General features: G+C 45.5%; 20 protein-coding genes and 1 riboswitch. Of the genes, 11 read left to right on the forward strand and 9 right to left on the reverse strand.

All coding sequences use genetic code 11. The features are described from left to right. Positions 1-9 precede the first annotated feature (9 nt). From JFT56_RS15160 to JFT56_RS15180, 5 genes are all read left to right on the forward strand, one after another. Entirely contained in the window at positions 10-900 is an 891-nt protein-coding gene (locus JFT56_RS15160; protein ID WP_198780853.1) for a DMT family transporter, read from the forward strand. Positions 901-1,039: 139 nt separating this feature from the next. Then, positions 1,040-2,671, forward strand: a complete 1,632-nt coding sequence (locus tag JFT56_RS15165; RefSeq protein WP_198780854.1) for a methyl-accepting chemotaxis protein — start codon at positions 1,040-1,042, stop codon at positions 2,669-2,671. Positions 2,672-3,000: 329 nt separating this feature from the next. Continuing rightward, complete coding sequence (locus JFT56_RS15170) at positions 3,001-4,338, forward strand: Na+/H+ antiporter NhaC family protein (RefSeq protein WP_198780855.1); 1,338 nt, start codon at positions 3,001-3,003, stop codon at positions 4,336-4,338. A 192-nt stretch (positions 4,339-4,530) separates the two neighbouring features. Then, positions 4,531-5,226: a hypothetical protein gene (locus tag JFT56_RS15175; RefSeq protein ID WP_198780856.1), complete on the forward strand. Its 696-nt coding sequence runs from the start codon at positions 4,531-4,533 to the stop codon at positions 5,224-5,226. An 8-nt stretch (positions 5,227-5,234) separates the two neighbouring features. Further along, positions 5,235-5,945: a 23S rRNA pseudouridine(2604) synthase RluF gene (locus JFT56_RS15180; protein ID WP_198780857.1), complete on the forward strand. Its 711-nt coding sequence runs from the start codon at positions 5,235-5,237 to the stop codon at positions 5,943-5,945. A gap of 162 nt (positions 5,946-6,107) precedes the next feature. Here the strand turns inward: JFT56_RS15180 and JFT56_RS15185 are convergent, their stop codons facing one another. Continuing rightward, complete coding sequence (locus JFT56_RS15185) at positions 6,108-7,565, reverse strand: OmpA family protein (RefSeq protein ID WP_198780858.1); 1,458 nt, start codon at positions 7,563-7,565, stop codon at positions 6,108-6,110. Between the two features lie 487 nt (positions 7,566-8,052). Here JFT56_RS15185 and JFT56_RS15190 point away from each other — a divergent pair, with 487 nt between their 5' ends. Further along, positions 8,053-8,823, forward strand: a complete 771-nt coding sequence (locus tag JFT56_RS15190) for an FRG domain-containing protein (protein ID WP_198780859.1) — start codon at positions 8,053-8,055, stop codon at positions 8,821-8,823. Positions 8,824-9,817: 994 nt separating this feature from the next. On the opposite strand, the gene JFT56_RS15195 is transcribed toward JFT56_RS15190, so the two are convergent. The 3 genes from JFT56_RS15195 to gbpA form a co-directional block, all read right to left on the reverse strand. Further along, positions 9,818-11,974 (reverse strand): S46 family peptidase, encoded by a 2,157-nt coding sequence (locus tag JFT56_RS15195; RefSeq protein ID WP_198780860.1) that lies wholly within the window; start codon positions 11,972-11,974, stop codon positions 9,818-9,820. Between the two features lie 262 nt (positions 11,975-12,236). Beyond that, a complete protein-coding gene (locus JFT56_RS15200; RefSeq protein WP_198783598.1) occupies positions 12,237-13,412 on the reverse strand; it encodes an aromatic amino acid transport family protein in 1,176 nt (391 codons plus the stop codon). A gap of 566 nt (positions 13,413-13,978) precedes the next feature. Next, positions 13,979-15,424, reverse strand: coding sequence for an N-acetylglucosamine-binding protein GbpA (gbpA, locus tag JFT56_RS15205; RefSeq protein WP_198780861.1), 1,446 nt, complete (start codon positions 15,422-15,424; stop codon positions 13,979-13,981). A gap of 122 nt (positions 15,425-15,546) precedes the next feature. After that, a riboswitch (cyclic di-GMP riboswitch) is annotated at positions 15,547-15,646 on the reverse strand. Positions 15,647-16,057: 411 nt separating this feature from the next. Here gbpA and JFT56_RS15210 point away from each other — a divergent pair. Next, the gene (locus JFT56_RS15210) at positions 16,058-16,612 is read left to right on the forward strand and encodes a TMEM165/GDT1 family protein (RefSeq protein WP_198780862.1); all 555 of its coding nucleotides are present in this window, start codon (positions 16,058-16,060) and stop codon (positions 16,610-16,612) included. A gap of 198 nt (positions 16,613-16,810) precedes the next feature. On the opposite strand, the gene JFT56_RS15215 is transcribed toward JFT56_RS15210, so the two are convergent. The 5 genes from JFT56_RS15215 to fkpA form a co-directional block, all read right to left on the reverse strand. After that, complete coding sequence (locus tag JFT56_RS15215; protein WP_198780863.1) at positions 16,811-17,053, reverse strand: YgjV family protein; 243 nt, start codon at positions 17,051-17,053, stop codon at positions 16,811-16,813. Positions 17,054-17,147: 94 nt separating this feature from the next. Next, complete coding sequence (locus JFT56_RS15220; protein WP_198780864.1) at positions 17,148-17,585, reverse strand: PaaI family thioesterase; 438 nt, start codon at positions 17,583-17,585, stop codon at positions 17,148-17,150. Between the two features lie 93 nt (positions 17,586-17,678). Continuing rightward, complete coding sequence (locus JFT56_RS15225; RefSeq protein ID WP_198780865.1) at positions 17,679-18,131, reverse strand: hypothetical protein; 453 nt, start codon at positions 18,129-18,131, stop codon at positions 17,679-17,681. Between the two features lie 107 nt (positions 18,132-18,238). After that, positions 18,239-20,851: an extracellular exonuclease ExeM gene (gene exeM, locus JFT56_RS15230; RefSeq protein ID WP_198780866.1), complete on the reverse strand. Its 2,613-nt coding sequence runs from the start codon at positions 20,849-20,851 to the stop codon at positions 18,239-18,241. Positions 20,852-21,417: 566 nt separating this feature from the next. After that, positions 21,418-22,197 (reverse strand): FKBP-type peptidyl-prolyl cis-trans isomerase, encoded by a 780-nt coding sequence (gene fkpA, locus JFT56_RS15235; RefSeq protein WP_198780867.1) that lies wholly within the window; start codon positions 22,195-22,197, stop codon positions 21,418-21,420. A gap of 154 nt (positions 22,198-22,351) precedes the next feature. Between fkpA and JFT56_RS15240 the strand changes: the two genes are divergently transcribed. The 4 genes from JFT56_RS15240 (at position 22,352) to lpoB (ending at position 25,731) form a co-directional block, all read left to right on the forward strand. After that, a complete protein-coding gene (locus JFT56_RS15240) occupies positions 22,352-23,302 on the forward strand; it encodes a WD40 repeat domain-containing protein (protein ID WP_198780868.1) in 951 nt (316 codons plus the stop codon). Positions 23,303-23,311: 9 nt separating this feature from the next. Then, positions 23,312-23,524, forward strand: a complete 213-nt coding sequence (locus tag JFT56_RS15245; protein WP_198780869.1) for a SlyX family protein — start codon at positions 23,312-23,314, stop codon at positions 23,522-23,524. Between the two features lie 147 nt (positions 23,525-23,671). After that, a complete protein-coding gene (locus JFT56_RS15250) occupies positions 23,672-25,075 on the forward strand; it encodes a COG3014 family protein (protein WP_198780870.1) in 1,404 nt (467 codons plus the stop codon). A 62-nt stretch (positions 25,076-25,137) separates the two neighbouring features. Continuing rightward, positions 25,138-25,731 (forward strand): penicillin-binding protein activator LpoB, encoded by a 594-nt coding sequence (gene lpoB, locus JFT56_RS15255; RefSeq protein WP_198780871.1) that lies wholly within the window; start codon positions 25,138-25,140, stop codon positions 25,729-25,731. Positions 25,732-25,934 lie beyond the last annotated feature (203 nt).

A 25,934-nucleotide genomic window follows, 5' to 3' on the forward strand; every position in this document is an offset into this window, starting at 1 on the left:
GACTTATCTATGCTGTATTTATTTCCCTTGCTCGCCGTAGTGATCTGGGCAGGCAACGCCATTGTAAACAAGCTTTCCTTTGGGATTATTGCCCCCGAAGCCATTGCCTTTTACCGCTGGTTTTTTGCCATGCTAGTGTTAACGCCTTTTATGCTAAAACCCGTATGGAAAAATCGCCGCACTATCATTCCTCTACTGCCGAAACTCGCCAGCTTAGCCGCCTTAGGAATGGTGTTAAACCAAAGCCTTGCCTACTTTGCCGCGGCAACGACAACGGCCACCAATATGGCATTGATCAACTCGCTGGTGCCTATGGTCAGCCTGTTTTTGGCTGTGCCTCTGCTCAAACAAAAACTTACGCCCTTAGTCTTTGGCGGCACCTTAATCTCGCTGCTGGGGTTAGTATTTATGCTAAGTCATGGGGATATGGCCAATTTAGCCATTGGCGTTACCGAGGGGGATTTACTCTTACTGGTTAGCGCCTTTGTATACGCGCTTTATGGGGTATTGCTAAAGCGCTGGCAGCTACCGATATCGACTTGGGAATCGGTTTATATTCAAGGCATTATTGCCGTGTTGATGTTAACCCCGTTGCTTTTTAGTGCTCCAAGTGTTGCCATCAGCAGTCAAGCCGCGCCACTCATTCTATATGCAGCCCTTGGCGCGTCACTCATCGCACCTTGGGCTTGGATCAACGGCATAGGCAAGCTCGGCGCCGAGCGCACAAGCGTCTTTTTTAATCTCATGCCTATTCTTGCGGCGATACTGGCGGCGATGATCCTAGATGAAACCTTAGCGATTTATCATTATCTTGGCGGCTCTATGGTGATTATGGGTGTGATGCTAGTGCAGATAAAACCTAAGCCTAAAGCCATCACAACCTTAGCTTGTACCGAATAAACTGCAAAATCGACTCGCCTCAAGGATGCAATAGAGGCGGGTCGAATCCCTTCAATCCATAAATGTAACTTCGCAAGCTCAGGGCAAATTCCTAAATAACTACTAAGCTATTTAGTAAGTTATTAATGGAGATGCCCCTATGTTCAGTAGTATTCGAGTTAAATTTTCGCTGATGCTTATCGTTATGGCGATGGCCCTTATTGTGATGGCAATAACCGATGCCATGCAAAGTCGCGCGACGATTAAGCAAATGCAAGAATTTAGTCAGCTCTTTAACCCGGCAATTTCGGCGATACTCAATGCTGATCGCGATCTTTATCAAGCACAGCTTAGTGAAACAGTGCTACTCAGGGAAGGATTGAGCAGCGATGAGCGCAACAGCGAGATAAATGATTGGCAGGAAAATGCCGAACAAGCCCGTGATCGTATGGCGGAATTTAAAAAAATCCTCAAGGATCACCCACAAGTGCTGCAATCCACCAACGGCTTTGAAGCCCAATTCTCCCTCTGGTATCAAGCCTCATCCGAGGTGATTAACGCGGTTAAAAATAATGATTTTGAACGAGCTAGACAACTGCATGAAAGTAAATCAAAAAAAGAGTTTAAAGCCTTAAGAAACATCTACAATGCTGCGGGCGAAGCCGCCGATAACCGCGTCAAGGAGCTGGATCTACAGGCATCGGAACAGGCTACTACCCAAACCCAAATCTCGGTCAGCATCGCTAGCTTAGTGGCGATTGTCGCCCTGTTGATCGCCTATTTTGGCCCCAAAATCATCGCCGACGCCATTCAAGATATTACTCATAGGATCAATGATATTGTCGATGGCGATGGCAACTTAACCCAGCGCATCCCCATCACCCGTCAGGATGAAATTGGCGAACTCGCCAACGCCTTTAACTTGTTTGTGGCACAGCTACAACAGATGATTATCGCCATTATTAGCCAAACCAAAGATGTGAGCCAAACCGTTGAAAGTCTTGCGACTAAGTCTGCCACCACTATCAGCATCAGCCATGAACAGGAGCAGTTCGTCGACACCATTGTCACCGCAGTCAATGAAATGAGCGCGGCCGTAAGGGAGGTTGCCAGCAATGCCCTGCACACGGCGAGTGAAATTACTAAGGTGAATGATCAGACGGTGGAAGGAAAAAAAATTCTTACCCAGTCGGTTAATCATATTCAGCAACTCTCTGAATCGGTTAAAAATGCCGTCACTGTGATTGAAAAACTTTCAGTTAACTCGGCCAATATTGCCTCTGTGCTCGATGTGATCCGCGCCATCGCCGAGCAAACGAATCTGCTCGCCCTTAATGCCGCCATTGAAGCGGCGCGGGCGGGCGAACAGGGCCGCGGTTTTGCCGTGGTCGCCGATGAAGTACGTACGCTGGCGAGCCGCACCGAAACCTCGACCCAAGATATTCAGCGCATGATTGAAGAGTTGCAGCGCGGTGTAAATGATGCGGTAAAGAGTATTGAATCCGGTGCTAGCCTGACCACCTCGACGGTCACCCTCGCCAGCCAGACCCAAGATGCATTAGATGAAATTCTTAATTCCACCTCTAAGGTCAGCGAGATGTCCACGCAAACGGCAACGGCGACCGAAGAACAAACCCATGTAACCGAAGAAATCAATCGTAACTTGACTGAACTGTCTGATAAAACAAGATATTGTAATATGGTTATCCAAGAAACCCAGCAAATCGTCGTCCATACTAAGACCATTTGCAGCAATCTACAAAAAGAAGTGGCCCGATTTAAAGTCGCTTAAGCCTGCCTATCACAGTCCAAGGGAAACCTTGGGCTGTTTTCAATGCAACCACATATAACCCACTCCAATTTCGGCGCGTTGGGAATATATACATTAATCGTTTGATTTAAAATAATAATGCTAAAAATTGACGGTCTAAATTGGTGCTTTATTACTCATTCAAATAAATGGAAGTAAAAACATCTAGACGTCTAAATTGACAGAAGAGAGGGGATCAAATATGCTTCGCCACACGTTGCTAGGATATGATGCCGAAGCAGCATGAAATTTAAGCGAGTTTGACTGCCAAGGATCCCGCGGATAAAACTCTAAGTAAAAGAGAGACAACATTGAGTCATTCAGCACAAACATCTTCACAGAGCAGTCCGGCATCCTTCATTGCCCTGTTGCCATTACTGGTTTTTCTAGGCCTATTTATTGGCGCGGGCGTGTATTTCCAAAGCCAGGGCGTCGACTTTGCCTTCTATCAATTACCCAGCGTTATCGCCATTTTACCTGCGATTATTCTGGCGCTGATACTATCAAAACAGAAATTAAATCAATCGATTGATACTTTTATTGGCGGTATCGGCCACAGCAATATTATTGCTATGTGTTTGATTTACTTACTAGCGGGCGCCTTCGCTGCGGTCGCTAAAGCCACCGGCGGCGTCGATGCCACCGTGGCCTTAGGTTTATCCTTGATCCCATCAAACCTGCTGTTACCCGGCTTCTTCGTGATTGCCGCTTTTATCGCCACGGCCATGGGAACCTCAATGGGCACTATCGCCGCCGTTGCGCCCATTGCTCTAGGTGTTGCCGACCAAGCGCAAATCGATTACGCCCTGATGGCGGGGGCTGTAATGTCGGGCGCCCTCTTTGGTGACAACCTGTCGATTATTTCCGATACCACCATTGCAGCCACTCGTACCCAAGGCTGTGATATGAAAGATAAATTCCGTGAAAACTTAATATTTGCGATTCCCGCTTCTGTGCTCACCTTTATCGCCTTTGTCGTTGCTGGCCAAGGTCAAGCCGAGCTAGCGCCACAGAATATCGATCTGATTAAGGTCATTCCTTACCTGACCATTTTGGTTTTAGCGGTTGCTGGTTTGAACGTATTTGTCGTCTTAACCTTAGGTATCTTATTAGCGGGCGCAACAGGCTTGTTGACTATGGATTACGGCGTAATCCAATTTGGTAAGGATATCTACGCAGGTTTTAGCAATATGCAGGAGATTTTTATCCTGTCTATGTTGGTGGGTGGTTTAGCTGCCCTGATGCAGCAGCAAGGTGGTTTAGCCTTTGTGAGTAAGCAAATTGAAAAGCTGATCACTCGCTTCTCAAAAGCCCAAGGTGAAGCCTCATGCCGCGCCGCCGAATTAGGAATGGCTGGGATTGTGGCTGTGACCAATAGCTGCGTTGCCAACAACACGGTTTCTATCGTAGTGACGGGGGAGATTGCAAAGGATTTAGCCGAAAAGCACGGTGTAAGCCCAAAACGCGCGGCCAGCATACTCGATATTTTCGCTTGTATTATCCAAGGGTTAATTCCCTATGGCGCCCAGGCGTTGCTTATCGCATCGACCTTTAGCATCACACCGCTTGCCGCAGTGTCCTATGCTTGGTACTGCATGATCCTCGCGGCCGTGGCGATTGCGATTGTAATTTTCCGCAAGCGTCACTAATTTCCATAAGCCTCGCTTGGTTTTATCGCTATTATTCACATCACTAATATTATTCACATCACTAATGGGAGCAATTCGCTCCCTTAGTTTTTAATCGCTTTTCAGCATACGCCACTATCTTAGACTTGCCATCATTCAGGGATTCAGGCAAGTTACACCCGATTATTCGACCTTGATTCACCCGATAACACTATGAACCCAAGACACCAAGAACCCAGTTATTATGATTTACATCGCCTGATCACTTGGTTGATTGTCGGGGCAGCCTTTCTCAGTGCTGCGGGGGTTAGTATTGCCATATACGCTGAATATCAAACCATTGGCATTCAAGCCCTGTCTATGCGGGCAGACTTTTTGGGCGACTATATCAACTCCCCCCTTGCCTATGTTTTTAACCTAGGTTTATTGGCGGCGGGGATTTGCATGTTGATCTCAATGGCTGGGCTTTACTTACTCAAGCTCGATACCTTTAGCCAATATATTGCCCTTACAGGCGCTTGGGTGGGTACTTCGGTGATTTTGATGGGCATTTTCCCGATTAACTTTTTAAGCATGCACAGACTGGTTTCAACAAGTTACCTATTGAGCACATTAAGCTTGCATTTTTTAGTGATTATTGCGGGCATAGCACCTAAACTAATTTGTCCAAGACCTTTGTTTTACTTGAGTTTAATTAGTTTTATAAGCGCTATTAGCTTAAGCCTACAGTTAGATTGGACTCTGTTAGATTTCCCCCCCTGCGAGCCCCAAACACACTTTTGCAGTGTTTCAGCCAATATGTGGCTGCAAACCAACCTCAACATTATTTGGTGTTTAAGCCTCGCATTTGCCATGCGCCGCTTATCCAAAATCCTGTATCATCGCGCCCAAACCCATCATTTGTCTTAACTTAACCTATGCGCTTAGCCAAATACCTCGCCCAATGTGGCATTGGCTCACGCCGTGAAGCCTGCCGTTTGATTGAAGCTGGGCGTATTACACTTAATGGCAAGATTGCCAAGCACACAGATCCTATTCGTTTGGACAGCTCATTAAACTGTCTCGACAGTATTGAGCTTGATGGCACTGCTATTGCTAAAGCCGAAACCCTCGCCTATTGGATCTTCAATAAAGCCGTAGGTACGGATTGCCGTCTGCTGGAGCAGGATGAAACGAGCCTTATACACCTACTTCCCAAAGCACCGAGGCTCTATCCCATCGGCAGGCTAGATAAAGATTCCCGCGGCCTACTGCTGTTAACAAACGATGGTGAACTCACCCATAAACTCATGCACCCCAGTTTTGCTCACAGCAAAACCTACCATGTGCGTCTCGATAGACCATTTACTGATGATTTTATTGAACAAATGGCAAGTGGGGTAAATTATAAAGATGTGCAAACTCTGCCCTGCCAAGTCCGCCGCCTCAGCTCGGACACCTTTGAAATCGTGCTGACTCAGGGCTTAAATCGACAAATTCGGCGCATGGCCAGCGCCTTAGGCTATAAGGTGATTGACTTACAGCGCGTCGCATTAATGACATTAACGCTAGAAGCATTAGCCGAAGGAGAGATGCGGCCACTCACCCCACAAGAAATTGCAGTGCTTAAAGCCGCAGTGACAATTTAGAGAAATACAAGTGGCGAATACACTCAATCATCTAACTTCAATATGAGACGAATGCCTTCACTAACAATATCTTCCAATGAACTCCAATGAAGATAGAAACGCCTGAGATGACTCAGGCGTTTCTATAAAACGAAGCTCCCCTTTCAAGCTTATTAATATGGGCTACTTTTTATCGGAACGAAGCACTAACTCCACTCTGCGATTCAATTTTTGTCCAGCGTCATTCGTGTTGCTGGCGATTGGGCTGTATTCACCGTTACCGTGGGCAGTTAATTGTGCTGACGGAATTTGAAACCCGTCACTCAACTGCTTAATCACAGCTGCAGCGCGACGCTCCGACAGGCTTTGATTATAACTCCGCTCACCCTTGTCATCGGTATGTCCGACCACATAGAAACTCAGTGTCGGATTCTGCTTAAGATAGCTCGCGAGTACATCGAGTACAGACTTGGACTCGGGCAACATGCGCTCACTGTCGTAATCAAAAAGCAAACCTTCCAACGTCACTTTGCCTGTTTGGCTAATAGCATCGGTCAAGGCATCGAGGTCAATCGCAACACGATCATCCTTCAGAACGGAGAGTTCCATTACTCTGACAGTAGTGTCGGATGGGGTGCCATTGGAATACCCCTGTGAGTAGATATCAAAATACACCTCGCCCTGTGGGTGGCTGAGTTTAAACAACTGATACTCTTGCCCCTCGTCATCTTGATCATCTTTAAATAATCCCATGGTTTTTATCAGGCTATCTTCGTCGCCGCAGGCAATGCCTTTACAATGGAACACCCGCTCTGCTGCCAGCTTTTGTGCGGCTGCGGCATAATTGCTGTTGATTTCAAACAGGGAATAGCTTTCAGGCATGCGGTAGATTATCTGGGTGAGTTTGGCATCCAGCAACTTGGTCTGGTAGTCAGCTCCGGCAATGCCCACAATCACAGGCACCTGCGTAAAATTGGTTTGCTTATAGTGAGCAATGTAACTGCCAGGCATACGCCCCAACAAAGGATGATCAGCCGATCCTTGGGTATCCTCACTGCGTTTGTCTTTAATCTCAATCTCTTTTTGGACCTGTTGCAAAAAGCTGCTGTTTGCCTGAATCAAGTTTAGCGGCTCGGGAATCGCTTCAAGGGTATCGACCTGCAAATAGGTGTACCGGCCCTCACGGTTGACGGCATAGATACTGCTGTAAACATCACCACCAGCGCCTTCCATTTTTGCCGCCACGTAAGCACTGTGATAGTCGGCATTCACGCTTTTAAGTGGCTTTAGCTGAGTTTGCATGGCTTGGCCATCACCACAGGTGGCGGCCTGACAGCTAAATAACACTTCAGCATTCAGTTTTTTTAGCTGAGCCAAATAGTTATTGATCACATGTTCAGGACTATACCCCTCTGGTAACTCAACGCTTTGTCGAGTCAATTTCCCCGACACAGTTAAAAGAGTGAACTTGTCACCATTCACTGCGGTAATGAGCTCAAAGGGCGTAAAGTGGATGTGCTTTTCTTCAGGCGATTTGGAGTCTGGGAAGGGAGCAAACAGCGATTCAGCATTCACCGCAAAAGTGACGACACCGCAAGTCGCGGTCAAAAATACAGCACTCAATAACGTCTTATGTCCCATAAAAAATCCTTTTCTGTGGGGAATCTAGCTCTCGCGAACCAACTAGATAGATAAAGAAATAGTGATGGGATGATACGATAAAAATTTTTACCTAGGTATTAAACGGCATAAAAGTCATACTTTTTATTGAAAAGGAAATACAGAGACAGAAATAAATAGAGAAATATAGAGATACCCATTTTTAAATAGCGTGGTAGCCCTCCGACAAGGAGGTTTATATGCCACATCCTTGCAGAACTCAGATAAGCCTTGAACTATCTCTTTAAATTAGTCCCTAATACCACTTTTTGACTCTGATGTAGTCCTCCTACTTTTGTCGCCTCATATTCAAGCCATTTTATCCAGAGCGTGTTGTTGGCAAATCGAAAGTGCATTATGTTGGTGATTAAAAATGAGTGGCAAGTTTTTATTACTGGTCTAACGTGATAAACACGCATACGCACTAATAAATGTTATCCATCTTTAGTTCGACGAGATACGAAATTATATGGAACAAAACTGGAATACTTATAAAAACTGGATAGCTGATGCTACCAAAAACAACAAAAAACTATACTATCGTGGGCAAAGTAACAGCGACTGGAAGCTTGAAACGACTTTTCACCGAAATGCAAAGTTCAAAAATATCTCACTTCAAGATTACTTTAGCACCATCATAAATGATGTTCATTACCAAGTTGCTGCGTTTGAAGCCCCAATTAACTTTCAAAATAGCGTTGAATACGGCTCATTTTTAGGAAAGTTACAACATCATGGTTTTCCCACACCCTTGCTTGACTGGACATTGTCAGGTTACGTGGCTGCATATTTTGCATTTAAAGGCGCTTCTTTGAATACTAAGCCCACAGATAAAGTAACAGTGTTTATATTTGATATCGAGTGTTGGAACAAAGAATTTGGAGCTGATAGTAATTTTCTTGGAGGGGAAGAATTTGTTAGCAACTTTGTCCCTTATGCAACGGGTAATCAAAGAATGGTGCGACAAATGGGGGTTACTACATCAACTAACGTAGTAGACATTGCAGGCTTTATAATGAAGAAGGGAGCAGAAAAGAATCAAACGTTTTTATGGCGTTACGATATGCCCGCGAGTGAACGAAATATCGTTATGCGTGAGCTCAATTCTATGGGGATCAACGATATGACAATGTTTCCTGACTTTGATGGCTTATGTCAGCATCTTAAAGAAGTGCATTTTACAAGTCAGCAACCAATATTACCTCCGCCACCTCCTCTATCTATTAGTACAGAGGCATAAAATGTGGCGCTAAATGTCGGAGGGATTCTGAGTGATTGCTAAGAAATACTTAGTGGAAAACTATGATTGCTTAGAACTCATATCTAAGTACGAAGAAGGCTATTACGATAGACAGTCTTTCTTGCAGTTGGTGGTTCCAATAGCTGAAGTTTCAATTGACAAGAATCACCACCACTTAGTTATCGGTCATGCTGGCACTGATGGTATCGAATTTTGTTTACGCATCCACAATCAAGGGATATGGGTTTTCTATCCAATAGAAACTAGGTTTCATAAAGTATCTGATAGTATCAGTCAGCTCATAACTGGGTGGACTAACGGTTCTATCAAAGTGTGAGCATTTAACAAACAAAGGCAACATCGTCCTGCGGACTAGACTAGTTAACACGCTCCCTGATTTGGGCGTTAATCCATCGAAATTTTCATCCCGAAATTTATGTGTTAGAACCCATGAACTAACTATGAGTTGTCCCCAAACATGCTACGTTTGTCTTTAAAACTTACTGACTACGCCAATGCTAGAAAGGTGAGCCATGGTGATTTTGCGAGACGACCGTCCGCCCCATGGACGGGGCGGTCGAGCATCCAAGGATGGACTTGCTGCGTGTCGACGAGTCAATGCCATGGCGAACCTATATGCGTGGATACCTGCCAATGCTAACCCACTAAAAACTCTAACTAAAGATGCAGGTCCTCCGGCACTACTTTCCAACACATTTCAGTCTAAAAATATGTTGCGTATATATTTTCAATCCACTGGTTACGCTAATACTAAAAAGGTGAGCTAATGCCCTGGCGCGCCTATCACGGCAGCTATCTTAACTGCCGTCAGCCGTCCATTACAGCTACAAAAAAGCGATAAACCCAGTGAGTTTATCGCTATTTTGCTGTCTTGTTATTTCAGCATTCTTAAAGCACTAAATCGCGCTTGAATGCTGATAATCCAAATTCACTATGCCATTATAGGCCGCACCATTGCTGATGCGGCAATGGGTTACTTAACGATTTCCATCTCGGCTAATAAATTGTCGGCATGATCTAAATACTTCATTACCCACAACATATAGCGGCTATCGACATGAATAGAACGGTTAATCTCGTTATCAAATGCCCAACCGCCGATAATGCTTTCATACACACCATCGAACAGCAGACCGACGAGTTCGGCGCGGCCGTTTAAAGTCGGAGAACCTGAGTTACCGCCTGTGGTATCTAAGGTTGATAAAAAGTTTACCGGTACAGAGTCTATTGATTTCATGTAGAAATCACCGTATTGCTTTTGCTTAATCAGCTCTAACTCTTTCTTCGGCGCATCGAATGGGTCAACCCCCGTGTCCTTTTGCACTATGCCCTCAAGGCGAGTGAATGGCACGGCCACTAAGCCATCTTTTGGCGAATAGCCTTTCACATGGCCGACAGTAACACGCAGGCTAGAGTTCGCATCGGCGTAAACCGGCTTACCTTGCTCTAGGTTGTAGGCAATGATGGCATCCATATACTGTGGGCGCACCTTCATTAGTTCACCCGCTAATTGTTTTTCTTTCTTTTCTTCGGCCATATCTGTGTCATACATAGCGACGGCGAATTGAATGAAAGGATCTTTAGAGGCTTTAAAATCGGCGACGGATTTATCCATCCATGCCAGACGTACATCTTTGTTACCTAATTCAGTGTTGGCGTACATTTTATCTAAGGTTTTCGAAAGCTTAGCTTCGCTAAACTTTTTATCGATCCCAAAAGCTTTATCCAATGCGGGCAGGCGCTGATCAGCTGGCAATGCCGCGTAGCGTTTTAGCATGTCGAACAACACCGCTTTATCAACGCTTGACGCATAACGACGATCGATACGCTCCATGCTGGCTTTAAGGCGTGTCATATCTCGCTCTTGGAAGCCCGGTTCACGCTGCATATCTGGCAGTTGCTTCTCGTTCGCTAGGCGATATAAGCTGCGCGCCGTCGGCAACATAGTCGTGCTACCAATGTAGCTTAGGATCATGTCACGCTCTTGATGCGCTTTAGCTTTAGCAATCAAAGCATCTAATTCGGCTAAGGTTTTGCCGTATTTCGCTTCACGGCTGCTGTCTTTGGCGATCCACTCAGCAAGCTTAGCTTCGAGGGCTTTACGGTCTGCCAACATAGTGGATTTGCCGTAAAACTCGATCATCGAAGTGAAGTTTTTCGCGTAATTTGCCAGACCCGCAATTTGACTCTCGTACTTAATACGCTCATCACTGCCCTCGGGCGCGGTTTCTTTAATGATTTCAATAAAGCGCTCACGCAGCATTTTGCCTTCGGGATAAGCCCACTCAAACTCATTTTGAACTTCAGTGGCGGTGCGATATCTGTTGGTGCGACCTGGGTAGCCTGCAACCATCACAAAATCACCCTCGCTCACACCTTTAGCCGATACTTTTAAGAAGCTCTTTGGCTCATATGGCACGTTATCGCTGCTAAAATCGGCAGGCTTGCCCGCTTTAGAGACATAGGCGCGATAGAAAGAAAAGTCGCCGGTGTGGCGCGGCCACATCCAGTTATCGATATCGCCGCCGTATTTACCCACGCTGCCCGCTGGGTTATAGACTAAGCGCACATCGCGGATTTCCAGTTGCTTGACCAGATAATATTCGAGGCCACCATGGAAGCTATACACTTGGCAGCGGTAACCTTCGTCTTTCTCACATTCCGCCACTAGGGCTTTTTCTTGTGCTTCAATGCCTTGATAGAAATCGCTACCCACTTTACCGTCAAGCCCAGCTTTAACGCGCTCGGTCACATTGGTCACATCTTCGGTCACATACACACGAGAGCCCGGTGTCGCTGGCAATTCATCTGCAAAGGTCTTAGCTAAAAAACCATCCTGTAACAGGTTTTTCTCAGGGGTTGAGTTGTATTGAATCGCCCCATAGGCACAGTGATGGTTAGTCACGACTAGGCCCTTTGGCGATACGAATGATGCGGTACAGCCGCCGAGGCTTATTACGGCATTCATGGGGAATTCGGTGAGTTTTGAAATCGATTTAGCATCAATTTCTAACCCTTTAGCCTTTAACTCATCGGCCATAGACGGCAGCTGATGTGGCTGCCACATACCTTCGTCAGCCTGAGCGCCAAAGCTGGCGGCCACGGCAACTGCGAGTAACCATTTTTTCATTGTGTTAAGTCCGTTTGATGTGAATAGAGCCATGCGCAAGCTGGGCTATGTTCTTGTTTTAATCGTTAAGCTTGAATAACAGTGCTAAAACCTAGTACCCACTCGCTTTAAACCCTAAAAAGCAAAAAGTCAGGCACAGGGCCTGACTTTATCACATGGGACACACTCTATAACAGGTTCAGAAAAATTCGCTTACAAAGCAAATACATTCCCCGAAGATTACCCTACTTCGTTCGCTAAAAAAACGCCATGCAATTATGCGTTACAGAGCTACCGCAAGCTGGGCACCAATAATGATGACGCCTAATACACCCGCGGCAAGTAACGCTATAGAACCGCCAGAGACTTGATATCCTTCCGCTTGTGGTTGGCGTTGGCGCAGAGCCATTGCAATCGGCAAAAATATAATCATCACCACCAAAGGCACAGCCGCGAATCCAAGTACAGCGACAAACCCTTCCGGTAGATACAAGGCGCATAGCAATGGCGGCACAAAGGTGAGTACCCAGGTCTGAATACGACCAATAACGGTATTTTTCGCGCGAGTGAGTTCGGCAACAAAATCATATAGGCTTAAGGTCACCCCAAGAAATGAAGTCACTAGTGCTAGGTCTGCAAATAACGAGATACATTTGCTGATCCAAGGCGTATGGGCAATCTCCTGCAATGCGGTCACCAGTGACGGTAAAGAACCGTTAAAACCATTGATCTCAGCCCCACCAACTGTCCCTAAGGTCACCAATAGCCAAAAAATGTAGCATGCCAAAGGAATTGTCGAACCAATCAACAACACCTTACGCAGGGATACCGCATCACCATCGAGGTAACGCACTAAAGTAGCGATACAAACATGGAAACCAAAGGAGGTAAACACCACGGGAATCGCTGCCATCCAACTGCTGGTCATAGACTCGGCAATCGCCCCCGTTGCCATGCTAGCAATACTGACTTCGGGCAATAAAAATAATACCACCACCACGAGCAATAGAATCATTAACGAAAATAGGAAACGTGAAACTTTATCGACCCAAGCAACACCTAGCGCCGCAAAGCCACCGAGCACCAGTGTAAATAACAACACTGCGACTTGATTATCGAGCACGATATCGAACATGTTCTTGGCTTTAAGCACTAATAATGAAGAGCCGCCGGTAAGATAAGCTGCGGTCAAGGCAAATAATAAACTCAAGAAGGAAGCCCCTTGAATTATTTGGCCTTTTTTACCAAGAAGCTTGCCTGTGATGGCGTGCACATTATCACCCACCCCTGAGCGTAAATTAATTTCGAGCATCAATAGCGAGGTATAGGCAGAAACACCCCAAATGACCACCAGCAGTAAAATTGCCGGGATAATCCCCAAAGCGGCTGTTGCTAAAGGTAAGGCCAACATCCCGGCGCCAATTGCAGTTCCGGCAACGATGGCAATCGAGCCTAACATTTTTGAATTCACACAATAGTCCTGTTCAATAATTAATTATTATTTTATTTGAGTAAGATCTGAACCGATAAAGTCTTGCGTCTTAAATCGAAATAAGCGACATCTCACTTAAAGCAGCTTCAAAAAGCATCCAATCGGATCTCCACCTAGCAGATCAATTGGCCCCAATAGCTTTTGAATATTTCAACCCAGTAGCCATTGAGGCTAACTAAATCGATGACTTAAAAACGGCATGACTTTCAATTGTGATTGCCCAAATTAACGTACTGGCTAAATAGATAGTTTGGGACATTAACAGAGCCAAACCCAGTGGGCAAGCCAGTTGTGAACAAAGATGAGTTGCCCATTGTACGGTAACAACTTAATAGCGCTGTGGTAAACGAAAATACACAAGCGAACAAAGTCGCTACCTTAGCCAAAAATACACGGGATACGGTATTAGACTTGAATCGAAGTAACCTAGGTCTTTTCACCATAGTGAGCGAACAGAATATGGGCTTAAATACAGCGAATATAATTAAGCCCAATCACAACATATTGAGGATCGGTTAACTCAGCATGTTAATTTACAGCTCCGTCCATGCCATCGTCCAAGCAGCGCCGACACCCGGCTCAAATCCAGTGGCAGAAGCCGACCACTGAACACAATAGCCACTATAGGGGAATGGCTTACATTGATACACTTTGCCATTTTTAGGCTGTAACACTGTGGTGCCCGCAACGTAACCTTTAAGCCCTTCAGGGAATACAAAGTCTGCCTCCGGTGCTGGTGCTTGATCCTTTAAGAAGACGTCAAAGTTCTGCTGAATAACATCACCTTGTTTTGGCTCACCTTTAACCTGCAAGTGATAATGCCCAACTTTAGGGTCAACCACGTCTAACACTAAGCTAGCACTGGTATTGTTAACAGTTTGGCTGACAAAACCTGCCGCAGTGCCATTGTGACTAAACAAATAGGCTGACACTAACATATCAGTGTTACTCGTCACGTCGAAACGAACCTGAGCTGCACCGTCGATGATTTGATAATCGTCGGCAAGTGAGGTGACTTCTAAACTATTACCCGGCGCAGGTGCGAGATCGAATCCCACTTCGACACGTTCAATGCCTGAGTTTTCCGCAGTAAAAATATCGTTCTTACCGTAGACAGGCACTATCTCAGCTGCGGCATTTTTTTGCCCAGCTTTAAGATCTGAGTGTTGTGCATTAATCGCACTCGCTAACAGGAAAGGCCAATTCTGTTTATCGCCTTGAGTCGCATCGCTAATCGTTATGACGGTTTGCTTAGCCGTTTGCTCACCATTGGCATCGAACACTCGGGTCATCACTTTATCGCCAGCTTTTAGATCGAGTGACGGATTGATATCCCCCACATCTTGCCATTCACCCGGCACAACAGGACCCGAGCCTAAGTTCACATCGATAGCATTGTAGAAACTGTTGGTGGTATCGCCCACTTCCCACACGGCTAGAATCACTTGATAACCGCTGCGACCTTCTGGCACATAACAGTCATGGGTCACTAACTTAGGCGGCTGCACCATGCCGCCATCAACTACGCAAAAGGGTGCTAAATCAAAGCTCGCACGGCTTAAAGCTTGGTTTTGATTCCAATCTGGGCGGGTTAAATAGTAACGCCAATTGCGGGTGACATGGTTGGCAGTGAACTGCCAACTGAACTTATTCCAGCCCGCTTTGATATCCGTCTTTGACCAACGGCTTGGGCTCTGCTCATCTAAAGGTGAAAATGCACCATTGCCTGCACTCGCCAGTTTGCCATCAGCAGGCCCGGATTCAGGAAAACCCGATGGCCCCTCTACGCTTTGCGGCTCCCATTGTACTGCGCCACAATTGGCATTTTTGCCGGTTTTACAGGCATAGGAACGTGACTCAGGCGCTACCACATAACCGTGTGCCTGTGCAGAGATACTCACAAACGTATTCGCCGCCATCACTGCAACGGCCAATAAACTCAATTTAGAAACAGGGGAAAAAACTGTAGGATTTGCCACTTTAATGCACTCCATTTGCAGCCATCTTTGCCAGTATTGGCTTAGGCTTAGATATAAAAGTGGTATTTGGGCAAACAACGGCATTAAACAGCAGTCATTTATCTTTCACAGAAATCGCGTTCTGCGGCAACTCCGCTATCTTAGTTCACTAAAAAATCCCTTTACAACCTTAGACCGGAAGCTTTGCGTCCTAACTTTTCAATTAGTTTGCCAAATACGGTAGGTACCATCGAATCACGACAAGTTAACAATATGTAATCGTGTTGCAATGACCGGGCTAAATTAACAACAAAAGACAACGCTGTCAAAAAATTATTTTATTTAAATTCAATTAATTATGGAACGATGAGCGGTATTTTTCTGACACCTGTCAAACATTGTTCAGCGCCTGCTGCCATCAACTCACGCTTGAAAGCGAAATGCACTTAGGTATAATGCCCACCTCGCTTCGGGGGAGTAGCTAACGGAATTTCGAGCCATCGTCATTCTGGGTGAACATCAACATACTTGGCCACATGCCATGGTGTTCACAGCAAATCATAGATTTGCCCGGCAAGACCTGAGCACAATAACCGCACCTAGGGGTGGACGGTGTATTGTGCTTATGTCTTAACCACCCCTAAAGGATCACACTTGGAAGCCCTACTTGCCTCAACCTTTACGGTTGCCATTGCCGAAATTGGCGATAAAACTCAACTACTTGCACTGATTCTTGCCGCAAGATTTAAAAATAAAACCGCCATTATTTTCGGTATTTTGTTGTCGACATTATTCAACCATTTTGCGGCTGCTTGGATTGGCCAGTGGGCGATTAACTGGGTCAGCCCAGATCTTGCACGTTATTTAGTTGCCGCGTCATTCTTTGCAATTGCCCTGTGGGTGTTAATCCCCGATAAGGTTGATGCCGAGGAAAGCCGTTTCTACAAAATGGGCCCCTTTCTCGCCACCTTTATCCTGTTTTTTATTGCCGAAATGGGGGATAAAACCCAGATAGCGACAGTGGTGCTCGCCGCAAAATACGATTCATTAACTATGGTGGTTGCGGGTACGACCTTAGGCATGCTGCTTGCCAACGTGCCCGTAGTGATCGCCGGTCATTTCAGCGCAGACAAACTCCCCATGCACTGGATCCACCGAGGCTGCGCCCTATTGTTCGCACTGTTAGGTGTGGCAACGCTATTGTTCTAGGGGATTCGATTAATCAATTAGGCCAGTAAATGCATTACTGGCCTGTTATGCCGCCAATACTTAGCACGAATGTGCCCAGATTTTAGCGCAATAACCCGCCTTAAAATTAAACGGCTATTGAGTTAGGTTTGGAGATCAGACTTAGATAGTCAGTATGTGATAGCCAGAGCGAGATCGTAAGAATGAGAGCATCTTGCACTAATTAGCGGGTAGCTCAGGTTCGCGATATAGCTTAACCAGATAATAAGCATCTATGAGTACAATAAAAAAGTTAACTAAGGCAACGGGATAAGCACCAATTGCCATTCCATAGGCCACAAATAAAGCGGCACCGATAAGATTCCACCAGCGCAGTTTTTTGATGTTCGACATCATCAGTGATATTGCGACGACCACAGAGGCTAAATAACCAACCCATTCCCACATTGTTGCGCTATCCATATCTAATCCTTGTTAATATGTTATTTAAATCAACCAATTGATACGCCATTTACACAACAGAAAATAGGCTGGGCTGGTCCGTCACATTTAGCATTTAGCGTTTAACGACGGCCGCCGTCATCCGTGAAATACAGGTCAGTTCACCGGCGCTGTTATGGATTAACACTTCCCATACCGAGCTACGTTTCCCTAAATGGATAGCTTTAGCCGTGGCGGTTAATATCCCATTACGGGAAGCCCTTAAGTGATTGGCATTAATCTCTTGCCCTACACAATAGTACTGCTCAAAATCCACCGCAAAATTTGCCGCATAACTAGCGACGGTCTCGGCAAGGGCAACATTCGCACCGCCATGGACTATGCCTAATGGGTTATGCACCGCAGGACTGGCGGGCATAGTGGCCTTCATATAATCGTCGCCAATCTCACTGATCTCTATCCCTAAGGTCTGCATTAATGTGCCTTTGCCACCCATTCCGGCATCTAAACGTGCACAATCTTCTAAGGTCACAGGTCTAAACCAAATACTCATTTCAACATCCTAGTAATTAAAACCAATAAGCAGTTTACTGGGAACTGGATGAAGTTCAACAGATTAACAAGCCCTAAATAAGCTCACATCCATTTAAGTTAACCACTGTTTGGTGATACTAAAATGACTAAACCAGACGAGAAAAATCCCCCACAGGATCACGGCACTCGGCAAAATAAGACTGCCGGCTCCGAGGACAACGGCGGCATGTTGAATACCAAACACATAACCCATTTGCACTAACACTGCGACAAGTGATACCAATAACACTTTATAAGATATGGCTTTTTTCAATATCAACAACAAACAACCTAGCACTCCAGATATTACTGCAAAGCCAAAGACAAGTTCGACCCATACTGGCGTAGATTCATAGAGTTTGACTTGCTCAGGACTCATATGTGTCATCGCTTCCGGCGTTATTGTCATTTCAATAACAAACGACAAAAATCCCATGATATTCCACAATAAACTAAAGGTTGCGACAAAATAAAACCACATGGGTGCTTTCACACCCTCAATGGGATAAGCAGCCGTAGCGATCATATATTCCCCCGTCCCCGTTAAGCACAAGCATAAAAAAGGGATGGTTAACCATCCCTTTGTTCTCAGTTTAGTTCACAAATTTTCTTTGTGATGATCAAACTGCTGAATTAACGGCGACGACGTTGTAAACCAAACAAGGACATCAGTGCTAAGCCTAAATAGCCCAAGGCACCGCCATCATCTTTAGGCTTTGGCTCAGGTTTTGGAGGCTCGACTGGCGCTGGGTAGCTTAAAGCGACAATCACAGGATCATGATCTGATGCCGAGAAGGCATTTTCAGATTTAGCTAGATCACCAGAGAATTTCTTACCGTATTCAAACAGGTTCGATTCCACTGAGTTGATATGCCAATCTTCAATATCCACTAAACGTTTAGCTAGGCTAGCATTGGCTAAAGCGTGGTCTAAATTACCTAACTCGCCGTTATAGCTGTAAGAATAAGTGCCTGCACCGTGGTCCTTAGTGTTCAAGTTGATCAGGCCATAACCCTTCTCAATCTTACTGCCTTGGCGTTCAAACACTCTGCCATCGAGTGTCGTCCAAGAGGCGGTCATGATGTCACGATCTGACTTACTAGCATCGAAGTCGGTTAATACACGGATAGGATCTTCCATACCATAGGCATTCATATCACCGATAACCAGTAAATCGCCCTTCACGTCTTTTAACGTTTCACCTAAGACTTTGGCTGCAGATACACGGAAAGCATTACACTTGCCCTGTTGATCGGCAGGATCTGTCTTGTCTTCGAAGTTAGCCCAATCCTCTAAACAGCCTGAGCCTTTAGACTTTAAGTGGTTAACAACGACCGTCAGGGATTCGTCATGGATCTTAAAGGTTTGCGCTAGGCTGTGACGTTGGTAAGCATCGTTACCTGGGTTAGTTTCCGTCTTGCCATCTTTAGTCCGAGTCACACTACCAGCACTGGCGTGTTGCTCTGGTGTCTCAATCGTCTGCGCTGCGCCCGCTAAGGTCACTTTGCCGCCACGGTATAACATGCCCACAGTAATAGCATCGGAGCCAAAGTATTTGCCGTCATACTTGTCGGCATCGGCGATCTCAACAAAGCTATAGGCGTTTTCAGGGGTTTGCTTCTCGTTCAGTGCATCGACTAAGTTTTTAATCGCGCTCTTTTCACCAAAACCATTGTTAGCGATTTCCATTAAGCCCACGATATCGGCATTCATCGCGGTAATGGCACTGACAATTTTAGTGCGTTGTAACAGCATTTCCTCTTCGGTCAGTGCACCACGGTTACTGCCTGAAGGGTTAGTATCGCCACCAACGACATCGTTGAAGAAGTTAAGCACGTTAAAGCTAGCAACCCGCAGATCGCCCTTAGTCGCTACACTTGGCGCATCGGTTCTGTCGTCACCACGAATAAAATCCCCCGCAGTAATAGAGTTAGTCGCCACTAAACGATAGGCACCGTAGCTGTAACCAATCACCCCTTGCAGGTTAGTCAGTTGATCGCCAACGCGGATGTAGCCCGTTTCGACGTTGAAATCAGGGAAGTATGGAATAACGCCATCTGCAGGTTTGTAATCGGATTCGATAAAGAGTTGATTAGCTTGGTTAGATTTAACTAAAGCAATCGCTTCGGGAGAAAGCGCGGGATACAGCTGTGTCGATTTCATCAAGGGAGCTTGATAGGACACTAACATATTGTTACGACGACCCGCATAGTCATAGCTGAAGGTACGGCTGATCTTCAGATCGCTGCCCGCATCTAAGGCGACATTCATGCCTTCATAACGTTCTAACGCTTGGGCTAAGGTTTCGCCATCGGCGACATAGAAAGGCGTGGCAACGGGGACGTCTCCCTTAGCGCCAACGTCAAATTTCTTGTCGGTTTTAATATCAATTTGGGTTAAGCCGAAGTATTCCTTCACCTTACCTTGTACGCAGACTTCAACCCCAGGTTGAATCGCTTCGGGCGCCGCTTCACCGAGGAAAACAAACACACCATCTGAGGTGTAAGGAGAGTTATCCCCTTTAACTTCTTGTAGATAGAAACCTTTAAACAAGCTTTCACCACGGGCAGTAACCACACCGCGAACCGTCACTTCGCTTTCAGACTCAAATGCGCCTTCAGGCACAAAAGGACTAGACTCACCCGCACCTTGTACTTGATAAATCGGGACTATTTTCGCGCCGCTGCAGCTAAAAACCGGGACTTCAGGCTCTACTGGCGTGTCTAACGAACCTAAACCAGAAAAAGTATCTTTAGGCAGTTGTTCCCACTGGGCAGAATTGAAGACAGTGTTTGCCACTAATGAGTCGAGTTTACGCTTGAGGGTTACATCGAATCCCCAACCCGCTGGAGTTGGCACATCACCGATAATATCGACAACATTGCCATCTTTAACTAAAGCAACCGCATCGCCACCGTTAAAACTTAATGTGCCAGAGAAACTATCGACACCTTGGGCCAGAGTAATAGCACCACTGGAGTTTATAATAACTTTAGTGGATTTAGGCGCAATGGTTTGGCCATCTAAGACCTGCATATCTGCGGCTTCGGTTGCACCATCTTTATAACGAACCAGTTTATAACCAGCAAGATCAATTACCGTATCGCCGCCGTTATATAGTTCAATCGCTTTATTATTTGAGCTACCTTCAACATATTCAGTAATCATCACATCAGCGCTTGCCATCATAGGTAAAGCTGCTGCAACCGCTAAAGAAATAGCCGTTAACTTATTAACATTATCCATATCATCAACCCCATTATTATAATATTGCCGCTAACTTCTATTAACGTGCGGGCGGATTATTTCAGAGTTGTAAGCGTAAAAAAAGAGGGCAAGATCTCACATTGACCATGTAACACATTGATGAGTATATAATTATATACATTTTATTGTTCACCAAGCAGAACAGGCATATAAAACAAAAGTATTAGCCAAATAAAAACAATCAGTAAGACTAATACACATAAACTGGATTAATCTTCATCAACGACCAAATAATCGACAATATTTAAATATGATATTTTAATGATATTATTCAGAACGAAGTACCAAATAAAATATAAAAAAAGAGCCCATATAAGGCCCAATTGATTTATTTAAAACTTAACTATGAATTCATTATTTTGAAATAAACAACCCGCCCGACAAAATAAAATCTAAGGGTTAAACATATCCGTGTTATCCCAGCCTTGCTGCATCAGCCTTTGCCAAACACATTAAAACAATCGGTATTTTCAAGGCAAAAAAAATACCGCTCACTGAGGAGCGGTATTTCAAATGACGGTGTATTACACGTCGCAGCTAACCACTTACTTTTTAGCAGCTTCAGTAGCTTCAGCGGCTGGTGCTGCAGGAGCCTTCTCAACTGACTTCAACTCAACTTCGAAAATCAACGTCGAATTTGGTGGAATAGTGCCAGTATCGCGGTCACCGTAGGCTAAGTTTGCAGGAATAACAAACTTATACTTAGCGCCTACAGGCATTAATTGCACGCCTTCGGTCCAACCTGGAATAACACGATTCAGTGGGAACTTAGCAGTTTGACCACGTTTGTATGAACTGTCGAACTCAGTACCGTCGATTAAAGTTCCAACGTAATCCACTTCAACAGTGTCTTCAGCGGCAGGTTTTTCACCAGAACCCGGTGTTAACACTTCGTATTGCAGACCCGATTCAGTGGTGACTACGCCTGGTTTAGCCTTGTTGTCTTCGAGGAACTTTTTACCGTCCTCGACATTTTTCGCGGCAATAACTTTAGCTTGTTCTTGACGTTTGTCGTTTAACTTCTTGTCTAAACCTTGAAGAATGGTTTGCATTTCTTCTTCGGTTAATTTCAGCTGATCATTCAAACCGTTAGTAAAGCCGGTAACGATCAGAGTGCGGTCAACTGGCAGGCCTAATTCTTCTTGCTCTTTGATATGGCCAGACATGTAACGACCGATTGAAGCGCCTACACTATATGCTTCTTTTTGAGCTTCTGTCGTTAATTCAACATTTGTGCTTGTGTTTGTTGCTTTTTCTTCTTGATTACAAGCAGATAGGCCAATAACAGCCAATGCAACTAACGATAATTTATAAATCGATTTCATTAAAGCTTCCTCAGCATCCTCAAGCGGTTACAATAACCTAAGCGCGACAACTTTATACTAGTTATCTCAGTTATACCAACTAGATTCTTTATGGGTTAACAGTGATTAATCTCACTCTCTCGAGACTAGAGACACCAACTTTAGGAGCAAGTTCATGAAGAAAAATCTACTGCTGGTAATTTGTACCATTTTTCTGACTGCTTGCCAGCCCAAAGCCGATGATATTAACGTCCTCACCACAGGACCAAGTTATAGTGCCAGCCTCTCGAGTGATGCCCAATTCGCCTTAGTTGCGACTCAAAGTGAGGGCGTCCAGTATTGGGACTTAAGCACCCACACTCTTAAATACCAATGGATACATGGCGATATAAATACCGGAGTCACGAGCACCGCCATTTCCCCCAATGGGCTCTTTGCCGCTTCATTAAGCCGGGATTCAGTTGCACTGTGGACAATAACCGACGGTAAATCCATAGGTTGGTGGTCATTACCCTCATCGGGTGAAAGTGTCGCAGTTGCCGATACCGGCGCCCTCTTAATCGGGCTTAATGATGGTACTGTTATGTCGTTAAATGCGGCCAAAACAGCCTTAATCAAATTTCTGGGTCATAAAGAGCGGGTAAATAGTGTCGCCCTTTCAGCCGATGGACGCATCGCCTTAACAGGATCGAACGATATGCAAGCCATTCTCTGGCAGGCACAAACCGGACAACCCCTGCACACTTGGACCTTAAGTAGTCGGATCACCAAAGTTGCCCTTAATGATAGTGGCAGCCTAAGTTTTACCAATGGTAGCACTAATGAAGCAAAAATCTGGGACAACACTAGCGGTAAGTTACTCAATCAATTAGAGATTAAACGGCGCCAAATGAACTTCTCTGCGGTGCGTTTTATTAAACAAGACAGCCAGTTATTGACCGGCACCCCCGCCAGAGAGGTGATACTCTGGCAACGCGATACGGGGAAACAAATCGGTAAATGGCAGGTCGCACTCACTAAAAACAGCCAAAACCGAGGAGCCGTTGTATACTCTGTGGCAATTCGAGATACCAATAAAGTCGTTAGTATCAGTAGCCAAGGCTTAGTCGAGACTTGGCAGCAATAGAGGTTAGTCATGCAAGGCGTACAAGCACAGATTGAAGAGCTAGAAACGAAATTGGCTTTTCAGGAGCTCACGGTCGAAGAGCTAAACCAAGAAGTGATAAAACTGAATCGGCTCGTGGCTCATCAGCAGCACCAGATCCAATTATTAGTCGGTAGATTACAGGCAATGGAGCCAAGTAATATGGCCACTCAAGCGGAAGAAACACCGCCACCACATTACTAATTGCCACTGAATCCGTTAAGACTGTGACCACTAGAAACTATGTAAATATCCAGGGAATGCGATGTTTAGAGATAAGATGTTAGAAGAAACGCCACCATCATTGACTATTGCCGCCGTTGGCGATGCCATTTTAAGGCGCCCTCAAGCATGAAAATGACCTTCAGCAATTCTTTGATAAAATCGGCCATTAGCAGCAGCTTAATTATCGGTTTCGCATTAGGCGCCAGTGGTTGTGCCTATAACAGTATTTTTATCAATTATCCCTCGCAAATAGCGCCTATTAAACAAGGGCTAAACACTGCAACCCCCTTGGCTGGCATAGATAAACTGGCGAGCAATATCCAAGGCAACGATGGCTTACTCTATGCCCAAGAGGCCGGGAGAGTTGCCCAAGTTGCCGGCGACTTTGCCAGCAGCAAACAATACTATCAGCAGGCCGTCGCGGCCTATACAGCCTTTGACGATAAAGCCAAAATTAGCGCAAGTGATGTGGGCGCTACCGCCAGTAGTTTAGTGCTAAACGATAATGCGATCCCCTACCGTGGGCCTGGGTATGAGCGCATTATGCTACATCAATATCAAGCACTTAATTACTTATTCAGTGGGGATTATCAGGGGGCGCTCGTCGAAGTTCGCCGTAGTAACGAGTTGCAAGGCAGTGAGCAGGAACGCTATCAAAAGTCGCAAAAGTCTGTGCAAGCCATGGCAAATGGTACTGTCGATGCTGAGGTCAATAAACTCGGGCAAGCCGCCGGCACTGTGACCAGCTCTTTCTTAAATGCCTACAGCTATTACACTACTGGCGTACTGCATGAAGTGCTCGGCGAGCCAAACGATGCCTTTATTGATTACCGCAAAGCGGCGCAAATTACCCCTGATAACACCTATCTACAACAGGATTTAGTCCGCCTTGCAAAACAGCTAGGCATGCCCCAATACGATGAATTTAAACGGCGCTGGGGCGATGCTAAACTGCCCAAATCAGGTGAAGGCCAAGTAATTTTGATGGTCGAGCGTGGTTTTGTCCCAGAGAAGCAAGCGCTAACCGTGCCCTTTACCATACACGGTAACTGGCAAACCGTATCGCTGGCGACCTATGGGCCAAATAATGCTTTTGTACAGCCAGCCCAAGTGCAAGGTTTAGGTACAGTGCTCAAAACTGAACCTATTGCTAATATCGATGCCTTAGCCATCACGGCATTAAAAGAAGACTTGCCCGGCACTTTAGTGCGTCAGGTCGCTAGGGTATATGCCAAATCAGAAATGGCCTATCAGGTCGAAAAGAGTGGCAAACCCGGCAACAATGCCGCCGATATAGGCAGTATTGCCATGCAGATTTTTAACGTAGTCTCTGAACAGGCGGATCGCCGCAGCTGGCTAACGCTCCCGAAACAGGCGCAGATCGGCAGACGTTATCTCAATCCGGGGGAATATACCCTACAGTTAGATAAAGCTCCGCCAGCCAAAATTGACGTTGCAGCAGGCAAAACCACCTTAGTCTGGGCAATTGATACTGGTAATTACACTCGAATTTATTCAATAATCATCTAGCGGTGAATATTTGGATAAAACGAGTGTCATTAAGTTTATACAATCACAAAATGGAACTGACTATGAAACAATTTAAACTGATTTTTGTGCTGGCTGCCGTACTAGGTCTGGCTGCATGTCAATCTAAAGTCGAGTATGGTGATGCCACCGAAGTTGAAACCGTCAACGAAAACTTTGGCTCAACGGATCTACAGGCCATCGCCGCTAAGATGGTGGATAGCATGATGACTTTTCCCCCTATCGTCGCTATGACTGCAAATAATCGTCCAATTTTATTTGTCGATAGCATTAAAAACAAAACCTCAGAACATATTGATACTGAGTCAGTGACCGACTCTATCAGCAATAAGCTGTTACGCTCTGGCAAGTTCCGTTTTATCGATATGACCAAGGTTGATTCGGTGCGTAAGCAACTGGATTACCAAAATAATACTGGCATGATTGACCCATCAACTGCCATCAAGTTTGGTCGTCAAATTGGTGCCCAATATATGCTCTATGGCAACCTGTCTAGCATAGTAAAACAAGACGGTAGCACTAAGGATGTCTACTACAAGATGACCATGCGTCTAATGGATTTAGAAACAGGTTTGATTGAGTGGTCAGATGAAAAAGAAATCCGTAAGACTAAGTCTAAGTCTTTCTTAGGGATGTAATTATAGCGCTGGGCACCCGCGGTGCCCTATCGCCCCGTAGAAGCCAGCATCATTGCTGGCTTTTTTTTACATTTTTAACATTGGTTATCCAAGGTAAATAAGGTAGTGTACTGCCCCAAAATACACTGCAATGATGCCACGATTGGGCGTTGCCCTCCCCTTTGGGTAAAACCAGCACGGTCAGCCAACGGCGAGATGAATGC

The sequence above is a fragment of the Shewanella putrefaciens genome (genome assembly GCF_016406305.1).
Taxonomy (GTDB): domain Bacteria; phylum Pseudomonadota; class Gammaproteobacteria; order Enterobacterales; family Shewanellaceae; genus Shewanella; species Shewanella putrefaciens_C.